Raw genomic sequence first — 18,249 nt, forward strand, 5'->3', positions numbered from 1 at the left:
TCGAAGGGACAGGTCGCACGGGCCATGGCGTCGGCGACCGATCGTGACGGACAGGCGGGCGGCCTCGGCCTCCGCCTCGAGCTGGCCCAGGGGCCAGGTGGACCGCGGGTCCGGCTCCACGCCGGCCCGGCCGACCTGGCGCCCGGGCTGCGCCTGGCGGCGCTGGTGGCCGAGCCGGTCGGCGAGGCGCGGCCGCGCTCGACGGCGGCGCTGCGCGAGGGCTGCTGGCGCGCGCTCGAGGCCCGCCTCGAGGTGAGCGCAGAGGCGCTCACGGCGGCGGCGCAGGCGCTGCGCGGGGCGCCGATCGGGAGCTGGCCGATCGGCCAGGTCACTGTCGACCTGGCCGGCGAGTTCGCGGTGCTCACGCTCACGGGGCCCCGCGACGACGGCTGGCCGGCGCTGGCGCAGATCGAGCTGACCGCGACGGCCGAGGCCGGAGAGATCTGCGTGCGCGCCCGTCGCGTGTGGGCGACGGGGCCGCTCGCGCCGTCGGGGGCCGCGCTGTGGCAGACGGTCGCCCGCGGCCTGGCGCGCGGGCGCGAGGGGGTGGTGGCGCTCGACGGGGCGACGCTGCGGGTGCGGCCCGAGTGGCTGCTGCGCCGGGCGTTCCGCGCGTCCGGGGCCGTCCCGCCGCGCACCCGCGGGCTGCAGGTGACGCGCGTGCGCGGGGAAGGCCGCGGGCTGCGGGTGGTGCTCGGCGACATGGCGCATGGGGCAGGTGCGGAAGGGCATGCGCGGAAGGGCATGTCCGAAGAGACCGGGATGTATGGACATGCTCCAAGGGGCATGTCCGAAGCGCCCGACGATCCGCTGGCCGAGCTGCGCGCGGCGCTGCGGGCCGGCGACCGCGCGGCGGCGCTGGCGGCCCTCGGCTACGCGCCGGCGCCGACGCACCCGGGCGCGCGCCGGCTGACGCGGGCGCTGGCGCAGGTGCAGGCCGAGCTGCTGCGCTTCCGCGACCGCGCGGGGGCGGCCGCGGCGGTGCGCGCGTGGCTGGCGGCCGCGCCCGACGACCCGGAGGCGTGGTGGCGGGTGATCGTGGCCCAGGCGCGGGCGGGCGAGCCGGAGGGCGTGGTCCGGGGGCTGGCGGCGCTCGAGCGGATGCCCGCCCCGCCGGCGACCCGGCTGCGGCGGCGGGCGGCGCGGGCGCTGGTCGAGGCGGAGCAGCTCGGCTCGGGCGCTCGAGCGCGGGCTGTCCTCGAGGACATGTCCTGGGGCGCGGGGGCGGCGGAGCAACCGGGCGCGGGCGGGCGGGCGCGAGCTGTCCTCGAGGACATGTCGTGGAGCGGCGGGCCGGCGGCGCAGGCCGCTGCCTGGCGAGCGCTGGCGATCGCGCGGGCCGGCGATCCGCAGGTGGCGGGCGAGCAGGTGGAGGCGGCAATGACGGCCGCGCTGGCCGCAGGGGCGCGGTGCGAGCGGCCGTGGTGCGAGGAGGCCGAGCTGCACGCGCGGGTCGCCGCGGCCGGTCGTCGCTGCGGCCGCGACGTGGCCGAGGCCGAGCGGGCAGCCAGCGAGATCGTCGAGGCGGCGCTGCGGCTGGCGCAGGGCGGCGGGCCGGCGCAGCTCGGCGAGCAGATCGCGGCGCGGACGGGGCGCGTCGATCGCAAGCGCGTGCGCACGGAGCTGCAGGCGCGCGCGGCTCGCTCGCTCGACGCGGGGGCGATGCTGGCGCTGGCGGAGATGGTCGAAGAGACAGGTGAGCGGGCGCGGGCGCGAGCGCTGCGGCAGGTCGCGGGGTTCCTGCTGCCGGGGTGCGCGGTAGCAGAGGCTCTGCGCGACTGCGAGAGCGCGACGGCGGAGTTCGGGCTCGGTTCCGCGACGGAGAGGACCGGCGACGCGGTCGTGCTCGCGGGCGCGAACCAGTCCTCGACGGCGACGGACGGGGCGCCCCTCCCGGAGAGTCTTGCGCCGGGAGCCGCGGGCGATCACGGCGAGGCGACGCCGGCCGACGATGCTGCGTGGTGGGTGAGCGACGAGGCCGGCGAGCCGCGGGAGGCGATTCGTCGCAGCTTGCGGGAACTGGTGAGCGCGACGGCGGGGATCCGCGCAGCGCGCGAGCTGACGTCGGCGGACCCGGGCGAGGCGGCGCAGGTGCTCGCGCTCGTCGAGCCGGAACTGACCCGGCTGCGAGCGGCGACGGGGCTGCGCCTGCCGGTCCGCGTCGGCCGCGGCGGGCCGGAGGGCGGAGTGGCCATTCGCAACGAGCGCGAGCCGGCGATCGTGGTGTACCCGGGGATCGTCCGCGAGGACGCGCGCGAGCGGCGGTTCCGCCTCGCGCTGGCGGCGGAGCTCATCCGCGGCGGTCTGGCGATCGCGCTCGATCCCGCGGGCGCTTCGCTGCACGAATTGCTGGCAGCGCTGGCGTGGCTGGGCGAGCCGGCGCTGGTGCCGACATTGCCGGGGGCGCAGACGATCGTGCGACTCTGGCAAAAGCGCGGGGTGACGCCGGAGCGATTCACGCCGGCGCTGCGGGCGCGCCTCGCCGGCCAATTGGAGAGATGGCGCGCCGACGCGGCGAGCGTGACGCGACTGGCGACGCTCCTGCGCGGCGATCATTGTTTGGCGGCGGCCCGCCTGGCCGGGGCGTTCGACGGGGCGCTGCTGGCGATCGGGCGCGACGCGAAATTGTCGGCGCCGGTCGACGAGGCGGCCGCGCGGCGGGTGGGCGCGACCGACGAGGCGCAGCGGCTGTTCCGCGCCGCCGGTCTGTTCTTCCCCGCGGGGCAAGAGACATGACTGAAGAGACAGGTTTATTCATTGTCACGGAGCGCCTGCAGATCCGCCGGTTCCGCTTGGAGGACGCGCCGATCCTCGCGGCCTACCGCTCGGACCCGGAGGTGGCGCGCTATCAGGGGTGGACAAACTTCGACGAGGCCGGGGCGCGTGAATTCATCGCCGGGCTGCAGGGCGGCCGGCCGGGGGTGCCGGGCGTGTGGTATCAGTTCGCGCTGGCGCTGCTGTCCGAAGGGACATTGATCGGAGACATCGGCCTGCGCGTAATCGCGGGCGAGCCGACCACCGCCGACATCGGCTATACGTTGATGCGGGCCCAGCAGGGTCGCGGCCTGGCCGGCGAGGCGGTCCGCGCGGTCTGCGAATACGCGTTCTCGCGGCTCGGGGTGCGGCGGATCCAGGCGACCGTCGACGACCGCAACGCGCGCTCGCTGGCGCTGGCGCGGCGACTGGGGATGACCGAGGAGGCGGCGGTCGAGACGATCTGGCGCGGCGAGGCCTGCGTCGACCGCATCTTCGTGCTGACGCGCGGGTGAACAGCTTGCCGGGCCCGGGCGTGCCGCGTCCCGTGGACTAACGGTCCAGACCCGCGACCGGCGGCTCAATCCCGATGACCCATTCGGCGAGGGACCGTGCGCGTTCGCTAGCGTCCGGCTCGTCGGAGTGCGCAAGCAATCGGAGCGTGTCACTGGCGATCCCGAAGGCGACCTCGCTCGGCACGATGAACCAAGTCGGATGTCCCGAGGAGGATGGATTGCCGAGCGGGCGCCAGTCGTTTGCGTTCCAACGCAAGGCCAGACACGGTTTCCCGTCCCACTCGCCGGTGGCGACGGAAAAGGACTCGGGGTCGCCTTGGTAGACCACCTGCTTCAGGTGCCAGTGGTCGCGGGGAGAACGAACATCGCCAGGCTCAACGCGATGGGTCATGCCGTCAGGATAGGCCGAGTCGACCTCTGTCGGAGGGTATTGCAAAGTTTTTGGGTGTAGCGTCGGATGCTCTCCCCTGGCGCTTGTCTCACGAGGCGCGCGCCGTCGGACGCCCATCGGCTCGGGTTACGATGCCGGTGCACGACATGTCCGCTCGTCTTCGAGATCTCCTGGCTGCGCTCGCCCTTCCGTCTCTGCTCGTTCACTGCAGCGCCGTGTCTTCTCCAAGGACCGTGCCGCCGGACTCCGAGGCGAGGCAGACTCCGGAGCCGCCTGTCCGCGTAGGTCCGGAAACAGACGTCGAGGTGCGTCCGCACGAGGGCCGCACGCCGGCGAGCGCTGCCGCTCCATCCGCGGTCTGCAAGATCGTCGTCGAGCACGGCACGATCCGCGACGAGAACGAGGCCGCGGTGCCGTACGAGATCGGGACGCTGTACGTCCCCGAGAGCCGCGGCAAGGCCGACAGCCGGCTGATCGCCGTCGGCTTCGCGCGGATCAAGGCGGCGGCGCCGACCGGGGCGCCGCCGGTGTTCTGGTTGCCGGGCGGGCCAGGCCTCAGCGTGCTCGGGGCGTTCGCCGGCAACGACATGGGCAAGCTGCGGACGTGGCTCGGCCTGCGCGCCGTCGGCGACCTGGTCGTGCTCGAGCAGCGCGGCTACACGCAGCGCGGCGAGATGCTGATGGGCCGGCGCGAGGCGTGGCCGCTGGACAAGCCCGCTTCGGTGCAGGCGGAGGCGGAGGGCATGCGGGCGCGGGCCAGAGCTGCCGTGGCGGCCAACCCCGACAAGGATCTGTCCGGCTACGACATCACCGAGTTCGCCGCGGACGTCGACGACCTGCGCCGCGCGCTCGGCTACGACAAGATCAGCCTGTTCGGCGGCAGCTTCGGCTCGCAGTGGAGCCTGGCGGTGATCCGGCTGCGCCCGCAGATCGTCGCGCGCGCGGTGCTGTCGTCGGTGGAGCCGCTCGACAACGGCTACGACATGCCGTCGCACGTGTTCGCGTCGCTGCAGCGGATCGCCCACGACGCCGACCGCGATCCGGGGCTCCAGCCGTACCTGCCACCCGGAGGCGTGATGGCGGCGGTGCGGGCCCTGCAGGCGCGATTCGCCCGCGGGCCGGTGCGCGTGCCGGTGCGCGACGGGGGCGGGCGAGCCCGGCCCGTCGTGCTGGGCGCGGAAGACTTGCAGCTGGCGCTGCTGTCTCACACGCAGGAGGGCGAGCGCTGGCCGGCCTTCATCCTGTCGCTGTATCACGAGCACTATGATGATTGGGCGCGGGAGACGATCGAAGAGCGGCAGGCGGGTGATTCGATCCTGATCGGCCCGCTGGTGGACAGCAGCCTCGGCGTGAGCGCGGAGCGCGAGCACCTGCTGCGCACCGACCCGGCGCTGGCGCTGCTCGGGACCTGGAACTTCGAGGCGAACATCGCCTCGGCCCCCGACTGGCCGACCCGCGACATGGGCGACGAGGTCCGCAGGCCGGTCGTCAGCGACGTCCCGGTGGTGTTCGTGCACGGCGACTGGGACACCTCCACGCCGATCGACAACTCCCTCGGCCTGCTGCCGTACTTCCGCAACGGCCACCTGATCCAGGTCCACCGGGCGGGGCACGACGGGGCGTTTTATCAGCTGAGGACCGAGCCGGCCGCGAAGCAGGCGGTCTACGAATTTTTAAAAGATGGGCGCACCGAGGGGCTGCCGACGGACGTGGTCTTGCCATTGCCCCGCTTCGAGCTGCCCGGCTTCCCGCCGCCGCGGAAGCGGTGAGGCTGTCTCATGGGGCATGTCTCATGAGACATGCCGTTCACTCGCGGGTCGCTATTGGAAGGCGTACCACCACAGCGGGACCGCGTCGCCCTCGCTCATGGTGTAATAGCCGGAGGCGTCGGGGGCGACGGTGAGGGTCTCGCCCTGGGTTTCGAGGGCGAGGGGGATCGTGCAAGGCGTACCGGCGAAGGCGTCGGCGATGGTGGCTCCGGGCGGGCGCAGCCACAGGAACGCCTGGGCGTAGGTGCGGACGGCGATGAAGTCGCCGGCGGGCGAGATGTCGCCGCCGGTGGCGACGACGGCCGGGAAGTCGATCGGCGCGACCTCCTCGAGGGTGTACGGGCCGCCGGCGGCGACCGGGCCGGGCAGGCGGAAGATCCGCGTCGGGTCGCCCTTGGCCACGATCACGAGGTCGCCGGTCTGCGGGTCGATCATCAGGGTCTCGGCGTTGTGCGGCTCGTCGGGGTAGACGAGCTCGATCGCCTCGACGCCGGTGACCGTGACGGTCGCGCCGGCCGCGGCCGCGGCGTCGGGCTCGGGCACGCGGTAGAGGGTGACATTGGGTCGCACCTCGGGGTTGTCGCCGATGTCGCCGAAGTACAACCATTCGCCCTCGTCCGGACCTGGCCCAGAGGACATGTCCTCCCAGTCGATGGCGATCGCGCCCTCGACCTCGAAGGTGCCGAGGCGTGTGCCGGCGGCGTCGATGGCGAAGAAGCGCGGCTCGTCGCCGGAGTCGTTGTGCAGCCAGAACACGTCGGGCTGGGTGCGGCTGGCGACCAGGCCGGAGGTCTCGTAGATCTGGTCGTCGGCGACGATGCTGACCTGCGCCGGCGGAGCGACCGCGGGGCAGCGCGTGAGGCCGCCGGTGGTGGTGTCGTCGCCGGTGGTGGTCGAGGGCGCGGTGGTGGTGACTTCGCCGGTGGTGGTGGTGCCGCCGTCGCTGTCGCCGGTGGTGACGGGCGCGCCGGTGGTGACGGGCTCGGTGGTGGTGGTGTCGGTCGAGGTCGTGGTGGTGGATTCGGCGGTGGTGCTGCTCGCGGACGCACCGGCGGGTCCGGCGTCGTTGCAGGCGATCACGAGGGACGCGGCGGCGAGGACGATGCGAGGGGAAGCCACGGGGAGCGAGGATAACATCGACGGCCGGCGTGGTCGCGACGCGGGCGTCACATGCAAGGCGGCGGCTTCACCGGTCGTCCGCGAACGCCTATCCTCGGCCGATGGAATTCGCGTGTCACGCGGTGGTCGTGCGCTCGGACGCGGTGAGCCAGGCGTGGCCGTGGCCGCACTGGATCGGGGCGTCGCCGACGGAAGAGCGACGCGCCGACTTCGTGGCGCAGTCGACGTCGATCCACCCGTATCGACGCGGGGAATTCCTCCGCACGATCGCTCTGACGGGTGCGCTGGATCGACTCGAGGTCGGGACTGTGATGGCGGCGATCGCGGCGTACGGGCGCGCCGACGACGACGAGGTCGAGGCGTCGGCGGCGGCGGCGGTGCGGCGGATCCTCGACTGCGAGCAGGTGATCGTCGGCGGGGGGATCGAGGTGAGCGTCGACGGGGAGGTGGTGGTGACGCCCCAGTGCTGCGGCGGGCTCGAGCAGTGGCGCGAGTGGCTCGAATTCCTCGACGGCGGGCCGGAGCCGTGGGGCGGGCATGGCCCGATGCTGCGGGTGACGCGAATGGGGTCGGGGGCGATCGCGCTGGGCTATGAGGATTCGACCGAGCGCCTGGTCGCGCCGGAGCGGCTGCGCGCGGCGCTGGAGGCGGTCGAGGCGGAGCTGGCGGCATTCACTGCGCTGCTGGCGGGGTGGGCCGAGGTGCACGTGCCGGGGCTCGCGGATGCGCTGGTCGACAAGCTGGGGCATGACCTGGCGCTGCGGTCTCCGCGCTGAGGTGGCGAGTCTCCACCCGACCTGGGGAGGGGCGCGCGGGGTGGGGTGCGGAGTCGCCAGGGGGGGATGACTTGTCGCGGGGTTGGCCGCGGCGCGCGACTTGGAAGGGGGAGGGCATGCATGCCTTCATCGCCAGTGCGCACACGTTCGTCGGTCGTCGCAAGCACAACGAGGACGCTTATTTGCTGGATCCGGTCGAGGGCGTGTTCGCGGTCGCCGACGGCATGGGCGGCTACGCGGGCGGCGAGGTGGCGAGCCGGCTGGCGGTCGAGTCGCTGGCGGAGTTCTTCCAGCACGTGGCGGCCGACGCCGAGGCGACCTGGCCTTACGGGCTCGATCCGTCGCTGAGCCTGGCGGAGAACCGGGTCGACGCGGCGATCCGCCTGGCGAACCGGCGGATCTGCGCGAGCCGTCAGGGGACGCTGCGCGACATGGGCTCGACGATCGCGCTGGTGTCGCTGCTGGGGGGCTCGGCGATCGTGGCCCACCTCGGCGACAGCCGGGTGTACCGCCTGCGCGAAGAGACAGGTGGGCCGGCGCTCGAGCAGCTGACGCGCGACCACTCGCTGTACGAGCAGCTGCGCGAGGGCGGGGTGGCGGTGCCGCCGCTGGCGGAGTTCGGCTACGCGAACGTGATCACGCGGGCGCTGGGGCCCCACGAGGAGGAGCGGCCGGAGCTGCACCGCGTCGAGGTGCGGCCCGGCGACCGCCTGCTGCTGTGCACCGACGGGCTGACGGGGCCGCTGACGCCCGAGGCGATCGCAGGGCTGCTCGCGGCGGGGCCGGTCGAGGAGGTGTGCGAGCGGCTGGTCCACGAGGCGTTCCTCGCCGGGTCGCGCGACAACATCACTGCGGTCGTGATCGCGGTGATGGATTGACGGCGGGGGAGCGAAAGTGCATGTTCGATTGCACATGTCGATGAGAGCATGTGCGATCGAGCATGTCTTAAAGGTCACTCAATCGTCGGCACCGCCGTCGGGCACGAGGCCGTGCTTGCGCAGGAGGGTGCGCAGGTGCTTGCGGTCGACCTCGGCGGTGCGGGCGGCGGCGGAGATGTTGCCGTCGCTGCGCGCGAGCAGGTCGCGCAGGTAGCTGCGCTCGAACGCGTGCAGCAGGCGCTGCTTGGCCTCGGCGTAGGGGAGGTCGGCGCGGACGGTGAGCTCGTCCTGGGCCGAGCTGTCCCCGGGGACATCCAGGCGGAGGTCGGCGAAGCGACGGGCGGCGGGGGAGAGGGCGAGGGCGCGGTCGAGGGTGTTGCGCAGCTCACGGACGTTGCCGGGCCAGTCGTGGGCGGCCAGGCGCGCGAGGCCGGGGCCGTCGATGTCGTCGGCCTCGAAGCCGCGGGCGGCCAGCAGGGCGCGGGCGGTGACGGCGAGGTCCTCGCGACGGGCGCGCAGCGGCGGGAGGGCGACGCGGAGGACGCTGAGGCGGTAGTAGAGGTCGGGCCGGAACGCGCCCGCGGCCACTGCGGCGGCCAGATCGCGCTGGCTGGCGGCGACGACCCGGACGTCGACCGCGACCTCGTCGTCGCCGCCGACGGGGCGGACTGTGCGGGCCTCGAGCGCCCGCAGGAGGCGCGGCTGCAGTGCCAGCGGGAGGCTGTCGAGCTCGTCGAGGAAGAGGGTGCCGCCGTGGGCGCGGGCGAAGGCGCCGCGGCGGGCCTGCATCGCCCCGGTGAAGGCGCCCTTGACGTGGCCGAACAGCTCGCTCTCGACCAGCGACTCGGGCAGCGCGCCGCAGTCGAGGGCGACGAAGGGGGCGCGGGCGCGGCCGCTGGCGCCGTGGAGCGCCCGCGCTGCGACCTCCTTGCCGGTGCCGGTCTCGCCCTCGAGGAGGATGGCGACGTCGCTGGCGGCCGCCAGCTCGAGCACCGCGAACACCTCGCGCATGACGAGGCTCTCGCCGACCAACTCGCCGAAGCGGCGGCTGCGGCTGGGCTCGATCGCCAGCGCCGCCGGCTCCGGCTGGATCCGCAAGGTCGTGTGGCCGACCCGCAGCACCCCGCCCGCGGGCACGGTCAGCTTGCCGACGGCCGCGCCCTGATAGAGGGTGCCGTTCTTGCTGCCGAGGTCGGCGATCACGAACTGTCCTTCGGGACCTGTCTCGATGCGCAGGTGCTTCCGCGACACCCGCGGGTCGCGCAGGACCAGGTCGCACGCGGGATCGGTGCCGACGACGATCGGCGCGCGGGCGATCGCGGCCGCGCGGCCCATGTCCGGGCCCTCGACGACGACGACCTGACAGCGCGCGGGGCGAGCCCCGGCGCCCGGGAAGTCGGGGTGGCCGAGGGCGACTGTGGCGACGGTCGAGCTCACGGGGGCAGCATAGCGGCCTCCGGCGCGGAAGAGCGGGCCGGCAGACGAGGAGACGACAGGGGGCGCGACATCGCGTAGTCTGGCTCCTCGTGAACGAGCCGCTCCCCGCGACCCTCGGGCCGTACCGCGTGGTGCGCCGGATCGGCCAGGGCGGGATGGCCGAGGTGCTGCTGGGGCTGCGCTACGGGGCCAGCGGGTTCGAGAAGCAGGTGGCGCTCAAGCTGCTGCGCCCGGAGCACCGCGGCCGCGGGGAGATCGAGCGCCTCCTGATCGCGGAGGCGAAGATCGGCGCGCGCTTCAGCCACCCGGGCCTGGTGCATGTGCACGATCTCGGGCTCCATTACGGGGCCTATTTCGTGGTCATGGACTACGTCGACGGCGCCGACCTGGCGGCCCTGCTGGCCCGACGGCCGCTGCCGCTGCCGCTCGCGCTGTGGCTCGCCGAGCAGGTGGCGCACGCGCTGGCCTACGTGCACGCGCTGACCGACGAGCTCGGTCGGCCGCTGGGGCTCGTGCACCGCGACGTGAGCCCGGGCAACATCCTGGTCTCACGGACAGGTGACATCAAGCTCGCCGACTTCGGGATCGCCAAGGCGACGGCGCTGCGTGACATCACCTGGGGCCGGATGGTCAAGGGCAAGTTCGCGTACATGTCGCCCGAGCAGGTCGCCGGCGAGGCCGTCACTGCGGCGTCGGACCAGTTCGCCCTCGGGGTGACGCTGCACGAGCTGCTGCTCGGCCGACGACCGTTCGACGGCCCCGGACCGCTGGCGACGATGGAGAACATCCGCCGCATGCCGCTGCCCGACGACCCCGAGCTGGTGGCGCTGCCGGACCCGTTGCCGGCGCTGCTCCGCCGCAGCATGGCGAAGCCACCCGCCGAACGGTTCGTCGACCTCACGGCACTCTCCTTGCAACTGCACGCAGCTCGCCAGGGACTTCCCCCCGTAGGTCCAGGTGACGTCGGACGTTGGGTGCGTGAGGCCCTGGTAGCGACCAATACTCCCGAAGCGCCGACAGGCGGGCCCCCGACGGTGGGCCTCGACACTCAAGGCTGAGCTCCCCGCGAGGATCGCGGATTGCGGGGCGGGGATCGAGGCACAGGGTCCCTGGCGATCTGACAATCATTCGTCGCTGCATTGCCGTGACGTCGGTCGCATTCAAAGCAGCGACCGGTCTCGCACCTCGCGTTGCATTGGATTAGCGTCCAACCACATGCGAAAGCCAAGAGTCATCGTCGTAGGTGCCGGTCCCGCGGGAGGCGCCTGTTCTCTGTCGCTCGCTCGCACCGGCGCATTCGAGGTGCTCGTGCTCGACAAGTCGCAGTACCCGCGCGTCAAGGTGTGCGGCAGCGGGCTGTCGCCGCACGCGCTCGACGTGCTGGTGAAGCTCGGGCTGCGGCAGCGGTTCGCGCCGCAACACGGGGTGATCGACACGATGCTGGTGCGCGGCCCCGAGGGCGGGGAGCAGAGCCTGCACGCGGGGATCGAGGCGTGGGTGGTGCCCCGCGTCGAGCTCGACCACGGGATCGTGCGCGCGGCGACGGAGCACGGCGCCGAGCTGCGCGAGGGTACGAAGGTGCTCGAGCTGCTGCGCGACCCGGGCGGCGAGGTCCGCGGGGTCAAGACCGAGGCCGGCGACATCGAGGCCGACCTGGTGATCTGCGCCGACGGCTCGCCGTCGCGGTTCTCACGCGACGAACAGCCGAAGACGACGATCCGCACGATCATGGGCTGGTGGCGCGGGACGCCGTGGAACGGCCGCACTGCGCACATGGTGTGGGACCGCCGGCTCTCCGGGTATTACGCGTGGATGTTCCCCGAACCCGGCGACGTGGTGAACATCGGCCTGACGATCCCCGAGACCGCGCCCGAGGCCGGCCGCCTCAAGGCGCTGTTCCAGGAGCTGCTCGACGAGCACTGGGGCGACGGCCTCCGCGACGCGGAGCAAGTCGGCAAGTGGATGGGACACCCGGCCGTGATCACCAACCGCGTCGGCCCGATCGCCGAGGCGCACGCGATGTGGGTCGGCGAGGCGGCCCGCCTGGTCTCTCCAGGCACGGTCGAGGGCATCGGCTTCGCGCTCGAGAGCGGCTGCATCGCGGCCGAGGTGATCACGCGCCACTTCCAGCACGAGCGCGGGCTGTCGATGCTGGCGAGCGCGAGCTACCGGACCCGCCTGGCGGCGTCGATGCTGCCCAAGTTCTGGGCCGGCGAGGCGCTCGCCCGCGGGGTGCAGATCCCGCAAGTGCGGCGGATGGCCGATCGCCTGGTCCACAGCCCGGTGGGCGCGTGGATCGATCGCACGATCTCGACGGTGCTGGGCGACAACCGCCGCGAGGTGGCGGCGCGCCAGGCCAGCTGACGCGAGCAGGAAAGGGATGCCCGCGAGCCCGACGGCGCGCGGGCGTCGCAGTGTCACGAGGCGCGGTGGAGGATGAAGAGAGGCCGCGCGTCGGGAGTGTCACGATGCGCGGCGAGTGAGGAACGACTCGAGCCATGCGGGCGTCGGAAGTGTCACTCGGCGGTACGCGTGCAGGACAAGGCGACATCCGCGAGGCATGCGGGGCGGACGTCGGAAGTGTCACTCGGAGGCGCGCGTGCGGGACAAGGCGACATCCGCGAGACGTGCGGGCGCCGCGTCGGGAGTGTCACTCGGCTGCGCGCCTGCGAGACAAAGCGACATCCGCGAGGCATGCGGGGCGCGAGCGCCGGAGTGTCACGATGCGCGCCGCTCGAGGGACAAGGCGCGGCGCGTGGTGGAGAAAGGGCGACGCCCGCGAGCCGGGTGGCGCGCGGGCGTCGGTTTATGCACGGGGGCGAACAAGGGGGGGACGAACGCCGCCCGTGCGGGTGGGAAGATTCTTCGGCCTCACTCGGACTTCGCGACCGCGAAGGTGCGCAGCACCTCGCGGTGGAGCCGGTTGCTCTCGATCCGGTCGCGGACCTCGGTGGTCGCGGCCGCGACCGCGGGGAGGATGAGGCCGAAGAGGGCGATAAAAGCGAGTGCGTCCATGACAGGGCTCCTTACTTGACTCTTCGACTAGCGAAGCATGTGCCAGGTTTCGCGACCGGCAACGTTTCGAAATTACATGTGTTGTGACGAGCGGCAGGAGAGGTGGCTACTCGAGTTGCTGGCGACCGCATCGGTCGTGGCCAGGGCGCCAAGAACCACAAATTCGGGAACGCCCGCAGCGCCGGCGGAAGCGCCGCTGGAGGCGCTTCAGTTCGCTCCCCGCGCGAGGAAGCGAGGCCGCTGGCGACCCGTCGCGAATGTAAGTCGCCGTACGAACCGCGCGACACCTCGGCACGCCATCGTCGCCATCCGACACGCGGGCGACGCGGTGACGCTCGACCGGCGCGACGGGCGTCGTCGGCGAGGTCGCGCGCTCAGCCGTGCACGCTCGCGGCCTCGATCGAGGCGACCCGGCGTCGACCGGCTCAGGGAGATCGGCGACCGCTCACCGTGGGTCGTCGAGGCACTCGCGGCGAACGCTCGACCCGAGCCCGCGAAGGTCGACGGTCGGACGCACCCGAGGTACCCCCCTCGCCGCGTCCCTGTTGCACCGGAATTGCCGGACGTCTGCTCGCAGAACCGCGCCGATCGCCGTCTCCAGGCAAAGTGGCCGAAGGCACGGGTCTAGGGGCCGCGATCGGCTGCCGGGTGCGGTCCAGCGGCAGCATCGGCCAGGGCCGGCCTGCGCAGCGTTTTGCCGCGGACCGGGCGGACCCTGGAGAAATTTCGCGCGCGACGGGCTTGTGATAAAAGGCAGGAATGCTCTCCCGCCTGCATACCTCCTTGCTTTCCTCGTTGATCCTCGTCGGGGCCGCGTGCGGCGACGACGGCAACACCTCGGCGACTGAGTCGTCGACGAGCACGACGGACACGCCGACGTCGACCGAGCCGACGAGCTCGACGACGACGACGGACAACCCGACGACGACGACGACGACGACGGACGAAACGACGACGACGACGACCACGGGGGAGCCGGAGACCACCAACCCGACGACGAGCACGACCACGGGGGTGATGCCGGGCGACTGCGCGGCGCCGGCGGACGACGCCGACGAGGACGGCGACACGATCGCCAACAAGGACGACAACTGTCGCTGCGACGCCAACCCGAACCAGCTCGACTTCGACGGCAACAGCGTCGGCAACGTGTGCGACGCGCCGCTGACGTTCACCATCGCCGACGGCACGCCGCCCGAGTTCAACACGCTGGCCACCAACGCGACCGCCAAGCAGCTCATCGCCATGTGCCAGTTCCCGGTCAACATGGTCGTGACCGGCGGCCAGGTCGAGGTGACGCTCGACGACGAGGGCACGGGCAAGGTCTACGCGGCCACCGTCAACATCGCCGACACGCCGCAGCTCGAGTGCGACATCCCGCTCATCGTCAATGTCAAGCTGGTGATCAAGAGCCTCGTGATCACCGGGCCCGACCCGTTCGCGGTCGGCTTCCCGTTCACCGTCGACGACCACAACAGCGGGACGATCACCGGCATGATGGACATGGTCCACAACATCATCGTCAACGGCATCATCGACGTGCAGGAGTCGTCGAACGAGGGGCTGGCGATGCCGGGCGAGTCGCCGCTGGTGGACGTGCCGGGCTCGTTCCCGGCCGGGAACGTCACCGTCGCCGAGGGCGGCGAGCAGATCACCATGGACTTCGCCAACGGCAACCACGTCGTCTTCATGCAGACCACCATGGGTGGCCTCGAGATCACGCTGACCGGCCTCACCGGCAAGCTGCGCCTGCGCAAGTGACCGGCGGCCCGCGCGCGGGCGTCAGGAGCCCGCGCGCGACGTGTTAGGCTCGGGCCGTCCATGGCCCAGCCGCCGCGCCCCCCGCTCGTGCTCCAGCCGCCCGCGGGCGACGGGCGCGAGCCCGCCCCCGAACACCGCATCAAGCCCGTCGAGCGCCTTCGACGGGTCTTCTCGTACACGCGCCCGTACACGGGGCGGCTCGTCGCCGCGCTGGTGTGCCTCGTGATCGCCTCGGGGCTCGGGCTCGTGTACCCGTACTACTTCGGGGCGCTGGCCGAGGCGGCGTTCACCAACGCGGCCGCGGCCGACACCGAGGCGGCCTACCGCGAGCTCGGCGACAACACCGTGCTGCTGCTGGTGGTGTTCCTGGCGCAGGCGGTGTTCGTGTTCTTCCGCCACTACCTGATGACCTGGCTCGGCGAGCGGGTCGTCGCGGACCTGCGGGTCGGGCTGTACCGCCACCTGGCGGTCATGCCGCAGAACTTCTTCCACCGCACGCGCACCGGCGAATTGCTGTCGCGCCTGTCTGACGACGTCACGCGTCTGCAGAGCACCGTCGGCCAGGACCTCAGCATCTTCCTGCGCAACGTGCTGACGCTGGCCGGCGGGATCGCGGTGCTCTTCTACATGAACTGGAAGCTGACGGCGGCGATGCTGGCGGTGGTGCCGGCGTTGATGATCGCCGCCAACTATTGGAGCCGGATCATCCGCGAGATCAGCCGCAAGGCCCAGGACGAGCTGGCGACCGCGAGCGGGGCGCTGCAGGAGGGGCTGGCGGCGATCGAGACGGTGCAGGCGTTCACGCGCGAGGACTTCGAGGTCCGGCGCTACGGCGGGGCGATCGAGACGACCTTCGGCCTGTTCATCCAGCGGGCGATCGCCCGCAGCTGGTTCGCGGCGGTGATCAGCTTCTTCGCCTTCGCCGCGATCGCCGGCCTGTTCTGGCTCGGCGGCAGCATGGTCATCGAGGGCGAGATCACGGCCGCGGAGCTGACCAGCTTCATCTTCTACACGCTGATGGTGGCCGGCTCGGTCGGCGCGCTGGCGGAGCTGCTCGGCGGGCTGCAGTCGACGTTCGGCGCGACCGCGCGGATCTTCGAGATCCTCGACACCCCGCCCGAGATCGCCGATCCGCCTGCGCCGGTGCAGAGCCCCGCGGTGGCCGGCGAGATCCGCTTCGTCGGCGTGTCCTTCACCTACGGCGACCGCGACGTCGCCGTCGTCCGCGACATCGACCTGCACATTCGGCCAGGTGAGGTGTGCGCTCTGGTCGGCTCGTCGGGCTCGGGCAAGACGACCCTGGGCCGGCTGGTGCTGCGCTTCTGGGACCCGACCGCGGGGGCGATCCTGCTCGACGGCCACGACCTGCGGGCGCTGCGGCTCGAGGATCTGCGCGGGGCGATGGCGATGGTCTCGCAGGACCCGGTGCTGTTCAGCGGCACCATCCGCGACAACATCCGCTACGGCCGGCTCGACGCCACCGACGCGGAGATCGAGGCGGCGGCGCGGGCGGCCAACGCCGACGGGTTCATCCGCGAGTTCCCTCTCGGCTACGACACCGTGGTCGGCGAGCGCGGGGTCAAGTTGTCCGGCGGTCAGCGGCAGCGGGTGTCGATCGCGCGCGCGCTGCTGCGCGACCCCAAGGTGCTGATCCTCGACGAGGCGACCTCGGCGCTCGACGCCGAGAGCGAGCACCTGGTCCAGGGCGCGCTCGAGGTGCTGCAGCGCGGGCGCACCACCCTGGTCATCGCCCACCGCCTCAGCACGATCCGCGACGCCGACCGGATCGTCGTCCTCGACCACGGCCGGATCGCCGAGACCGGGCGCCACGCCGAGCTCCTGGCGCGGGGCGGCGTCTACGCAAGGCTGGTCGCCCGCCAGGCCGCCGCCGCCGCGGACAGCCCCGGCGAGGTCCCGGGCGGGCCGTAGCGCCTGGCCGGAGCCCTGTGCTACACCTCGCGGCCGCCATGGACGACAGCCAGAAACCGGACCTGATGGACAAGATCGTGTCGCTCTGCAAGCGACGGGGCTTCGTGTTCCAGAGCTCCGAGATCTACGGCGGCCTGCGCTCCGCCTACGACTACGGCCCGATGGGCGCGGAGCTGAAGCGCAACCTGATGAGCGAGTGGTGGCGCTTCATGGTCCACAGCCGCGAGGACGTGGTCGGCATCGACGCGTCGATCATCATGCGGCCGGAGGTGTGGCAGTCGAGCGGCCACCTCGCCAACTTCTCCGACCCGCTGGTCGACTGCAAGGTCTGCGGCGAGCGCTTCCGGGCCGACAAGGCCCCGCGCAAGGCCGAGGGCGAGGACGCGCCGATGAGCCTCGGCGACAAGGGCCGGGCCAAGGCGGCGCAAGAGAAGCTGACCGAGGCGGGCATCAAGCTGCACCGCGACGGCAGCACGCTCACCGGGGCCAAGGCCGGCGCGGCCGGCTACGTGTGCCCGAACTGCGGCTCGCCGTTCCTGAGCGACGAGCGCCGCTTCAACCTGATGTTCCGCACCAGCCTCGGCCCGGTCGACCCGATCGGCGACGTGGTCGACATCGTCCGCAAGGCCATGGCCGAGGGCGCCGACGACAAGGCGCTGCGGGCCAAGGTCGAGGGCGCGCTGGCGTCGTCGTCGGTGTACCTGCGGCCCGAGACGGCGCAGGCGATGTTCGTGCAGTTCCTGAACGTGCAGCAGAGCCTGTCGCTCAAGGTCCCGTTCGGCATCGCCCAGATGGGCAAGAGCTTCCGCAACGAGGTCACGGCCGAGCACTTCATCTTCCGCTCCTGCGAGTTCGAGCAGATGGAGTGCGAGTACTTCGTGCCGCCCTTCGAGGGCCCGAAGTACCTCGATTACTGGATGAACGAGCGCATGAAGTGGTGGAAGTCGATCGGCATCAAGGTCGACAACCTCCGCTTCCGCAAGCACGACGACGACGAGCTCGCCCACTACTCGGATGGTTGCTACGACGTCGAGTACAAGTTCCCGTGGGGCTGGGACGAGCTCGAGGGCATCGCCAGCCGCACCGACTTCGACCTCAAGGCCCACGCCGCCGGCTCGGGCAAGAAGCTGACCTACTTCGACCCCGAGGCCGTCGACCCCGAGACCGGCAAGCCCGGCCGTCACTACGTGCCGCACGTGGTCGAGCCGGCCGCAGGGGCCACCCGCGGGGTCCTGGCCGCCCTGTGCGACGCCTACGACGAGGAGCCCGGCGACGCCGACGGCAAGGGGGCGCGCACGGTGCTGCGCCTGCATCCGCGCCTGTCGCCGATCAAGGTCGGGGTGCTGCCGCTGGTCAAGAAGGACGGCATGCCGGAGGTCGCGCGCAAGGTCGTAGAGGCGTTCTTCGGCGCCGGCGTCAACGCCAAGTACGACGAGCAGCACGCGATCGGCCGCCGCTACGCCCGCCACGACGAGGTCGGCACGCCCTACTGCCTCACCGTCGACACCCAGACCCTGCAAGACGAGACGGTCACGATCCGCTACCGCGACGACCGCCGCCAGGAGCGCATCAAGATCGCCGACGCGGTCGACACCGTCCGCAAGGCCCTGACGGAGACGCCATGAACACGCCCCGCATCGTCCACTGCAAGAAGCTCGACCAGGACCTGCCGGCCCTGCCGTTCAAGCCGTTCCCCAACGAGTTCGGCCAGCTGCTCTACGACAACATCAGCCTGCAGGCCTGGCAGATGTGGATCCGCGAGTCGCCCAAGTTCATCAACACGTACCGCCTCGACCTGCAGTCGAAGGAGGGCCGCGACTTCCTCGAGAAGCAGATGCGGATCTTCTTCGGCTTCGAAGCGGGCGACCTGGCCGACACCGCCTTCGTGCCGCGCGAAGGCTGAGC

The 18,249-nt window shown here is 72.1% G+C and carries 15 protein-coding genes; 11 read left to right on the top strand and 4 right to left on the bottom strand.

Going from position 1 to position 18,249, the window contains the following annotated elements; translation table 11 throughout:
* The first annotated feature begins 24 nt into the window (after window positions 1–24).
* The gene (locus O0S08_RS07285) at window positions 25–2,736 is read left to right on the top strand and encodes a hypothetical protein (RefSeq protein ID WP_269038295.1); all 2,712 of its coding nucleotides are present in this window, start codon (window positions 25–27) and stop codon (window positions 2,734–2,736) included.
* Window positions 2,733–3,269, top strand: a complete 537-nt coding sequence (locus tag O0S08_RS07290) for a GNAT family N-acetyltransferase (protein ID WP_269038296.1) — start codon at window positions 2,733–2,735, stop codon at window positions 3,267–3,269. Before O0S08_RS07285 ends, O0S08_RS07290 begins: the two co-directional genes overlap by 4 nt.
* 37 nt (window positions 3,270–3,306) lie before the next feature.
* On the opposite strand, the gene O0S08_RS07295 is transcribed toward O0S08_RS07290, so the two are convergent.
* Entirely contained in the window at window positions 3,307–3,660 is a 354-nt protein-coding gene (locus O0S08_RS07295; protein ID WP_269038297.1) for a hypothetical protein, read from the bottom strand.
* A gap of 305 nt (window positions 3,661–3,965) precedes the next feature.
* Here O0S08_RS07295 and O0S08_RS07300 point away from each other — a divergent pair, with 305 nt between their 5' ends.
* The gene (locus tag O0S08_RS07300; protein WP_269038298.1) at window positions 3,966–5,429 is read left to right on the top strand and encodes an alpha/beta fold hydrolase; all 1,464 of its coding nucleotides are present in this window, start codon (window positions 3,966–3,968) and stop codon (window positions 5,427–5,429) included.
* 51 nt (window positions 5,430–5,480) lie between these two features.
* Here the strand turns inward: O0S08_RS07300 and O0S08_RS07305 are convergent, their stop codons facing one another.
* Window positions 5,481–6,548, bottom strand: a complete 1,068-nt coding sequence (locus O0S08_RS07305) for a hypothetical protein (protein ID WP_269038299.1) — start codon at window positions 6,546–6,548, stop codon at window positions 5,481–5,483.
* A gap of 101 nt (window positions 6,549–6,649) precedes the next feature.
* Here O0S08_RS07305 and O0S08_RS07310 point away from each other — a divergent pair, with 101 nt between their 5' ends.
* Complete coding sequence (locus O0S08_RS07310) at window positions 6,650–7,324, top strand: hypothetical protein (protein WP_269038300.1); 675 nt, start codon at window positions 6,650–6,652, stop codon at window positions 7,322–7,324.
* Between the two features lie 116 nt (window positions 7,325–7,440).
* A complete protein-coding gene (locus O0S08_RS07315; RefSeq protein ID WP_269038301.1) occupies window positions 7,441–8,202 on the top strand; it encodes a PP2C family protein-serine/threonine phosphatase in 762 nt (253 codons plus the stop codon).
* A gap of 78 nt (window positions 8,203–8,280) precedes the next feature.
* On the opposite strand, the gene O0S08_RS07320 is transcribed toward O0S08_RS07315, so the two are convergent.
* Window positions 8,281–9,639, bottom strand: coding sequence for an FHA and sigma-54 interaction domain-containing protein (locus tag O0S08_RS07320; RefSeq protein WP_269038302.1), 1,359 nt, complete (start codon window positions 9,637–9,639; stop codon window positions 8,281–8,283).
* A gap of 89 nt (window positions 9,640–9,728) precedes the next feature.
* Here O0S08_RS07320 and O0S08_RS07325 point away from each other — a divergent pair, with 89 nt between their 5' ends.
* Together O0S08_RS07325 and O0S08_RS07330 are read left to right on the top strand one after the other, a co-directional pair.
* Window positions 9,729–10,697, top strand: a complete 969-nt coding sequence (locus tag O0S08_RS07325; RefSeq protein ID WP_269038303.1) for a serine/threonine-protein kinase — start codon at window positions 9,729–9,731, stop codon at window positions 10,695–10,697.
* 157 nt (window positions 10,698–10,854) lie between these two features.
* A complete protein-coding gene (locus tag O0S08_RS07330; protein WP_269038304.1) occupies window positions 10,855–12,003 on the top strand; it encodes an NAD(P)/FAD-dependent oxidoreductase in 1,149 nt (382 codons plus the stop codon).
* Window positions 12,004–12,510: 507 nt separating this feature from the next.
* Here O0S08_RS07330 and O0S08_RS07335 read toward each other — a convergent pair.
* Window positions 12,511–12,654, bottom strand: coding sequence for a hypothetical protein (locus O0S08_RS07335; RefSeq protein ID WP_267710210.1), 144 nt, complete (start codon window positions 12,652–12,654; stop codon window positions 12,511–12,513).
* Between the two features lie 783 nt (window positions 12,655–13,437).
* On the opposite strand from O0S08_RS07335, the gene O0S08_RS07340 reads away from it, so the two are divergent.
* The 4 genes from O0S08_RS07340 to O0S08_RS07355 are packed head-to-tail and all read left to right on the top strand — an operon-like array spanning window position 13,438 to window position 18,247.
* Entirely contained in the window at window positions 13,438–14,415 is a 978-nt protein-coding gene (locus tag O0S08_RS07340; RefSeq protein WP_269038305.1) for a hypothetical protein, read from the top strand.
* A gap of 60 nt (window positions 14,416–14,475) precedes the next feature.
* On the top strand, window positions 14,476–16,344 hold the full coding sequence (locus tag O0S08_RS07345; RefSeq protein WP_269038306.1) for an ABC transporter ATP-binding protein: 1,869 nt from the start codon (window positions 14,476–14,478) through the stop codon (window positions 16,342–16,344).
* Window positions 16,345–16,382: 38 nt separating this feature from the next.
* A complete protein-coding gene (locus tag O0S08_RS07350; protein ID WP_269038307.1) occupies window positions 16,383–17,969 on the top strand; it encodes a glycine--tRNA ligase in 1,587 nt (528 codons plus the stop codon).
* Complete coding sequence (locus O0S08_RS07355; RefSeq protein ID WP_269038308.1) at window positions 17,966–18,247, top strand: oxidative damage protection protein; 282 nt, start codon at window positions 17,966–17,968, stop codon at window positions 18,245–18,247. The genes O0S08_RS07350 and O0S08_RS07355 overlap by 4 nt, the downstream gene beginning before the upstream one ends.
* Window positions 18,248–18,249 lie beyond the last annotated feature (2 nt).

It is taken from the genome of Nannocystis punicea (assembly GCF_026965555.1).
In the GTDB taxonomy this organism is placed as follows: Bacteria; Myxococcota_A; Polyangia; order Nannocystales; family Nannocystaceae; genus Nannocystis; species Nannocystis punicea.

What these genes read in the sequence shown, in the direction of transcription:
- O0S08_RS07285 (WP_269038295.1), top strand. Translation starts at nt 25, where the DNA reads ATGGCGTCGGCGACCGATCGTGACGGACAGGCGGGCGGCCTCGGCCTC.
- O0S08_RS07290 (WP_269038296.1), top strand. Translation starts at nt 2,733, where the DNA reads ATGACTGAAGAGACAGGTTTATTCATTGTCACGGAGCGCCTGCAGATC.
- O0S08_RS07295 (WP_269038297.1), bottom strand. Translation starts at nt 3,660, where the DNA reads ATGACCCATCGCGTTGAGCCTGGCGATGTTCGTTCTCCCCGCGACCAC.
- O0S08_RS07310 (WP_269038300.1), top strand. Translation starts at nt 6,650, where the DNA reads ATGGAATTCGCGTGTCACGCGGTGGTCGTGCGCTCGGACGCGGTGAGC.
- O0S08_RS07315 (WP_269038301.1), top strand. Translation starts at nt 7,441, where the DNA reads ATGCATGCCTTCATCGCCAGTGCGCACACGTTCGTCGGTCGTCGCAAG.
- O0S08_RS07330 (WP_269038304.1), top strand. Translation starts at nt 10,855, where the DNA reads ATGCGAAAGCCAAGAGTCATCGTCGTAGGTGCCGGTCCCGCGGGAGGC.
- O0S08_RS07335 (WP_267710210.1), bottom strand. Translation starts at nt 12,654, where the DNA reads ATGGACGCACTCGCTTTTATCGCCCTCTTCGGCCTCATCCTCCCCGCG.
- O0S08_RS07345 (WP_269038306.1), top strand. Translation starts at nt 14,476, where the DNA reads ATGGCCCAGCCGCCGCGCCCCCCGCTCGTGCTCCAGCCGCCCGCGGGC.
- O0S08_RS07350 (WP_269038307.1), top strand. Translation starts at nt 16,383, where the DNA reads ATGGACGACAGCCAGAAACCGGACCTGATGGACAAGATCGTGTCGCTC.
- O0S08_RS07355 (WP_269038308.1), top strand. Translation starts at nt 17,966, where the DNA reads ATGAACACGCCCCGCATCGTCCACTGCAAGAAGCTCGACCAGGACCTG.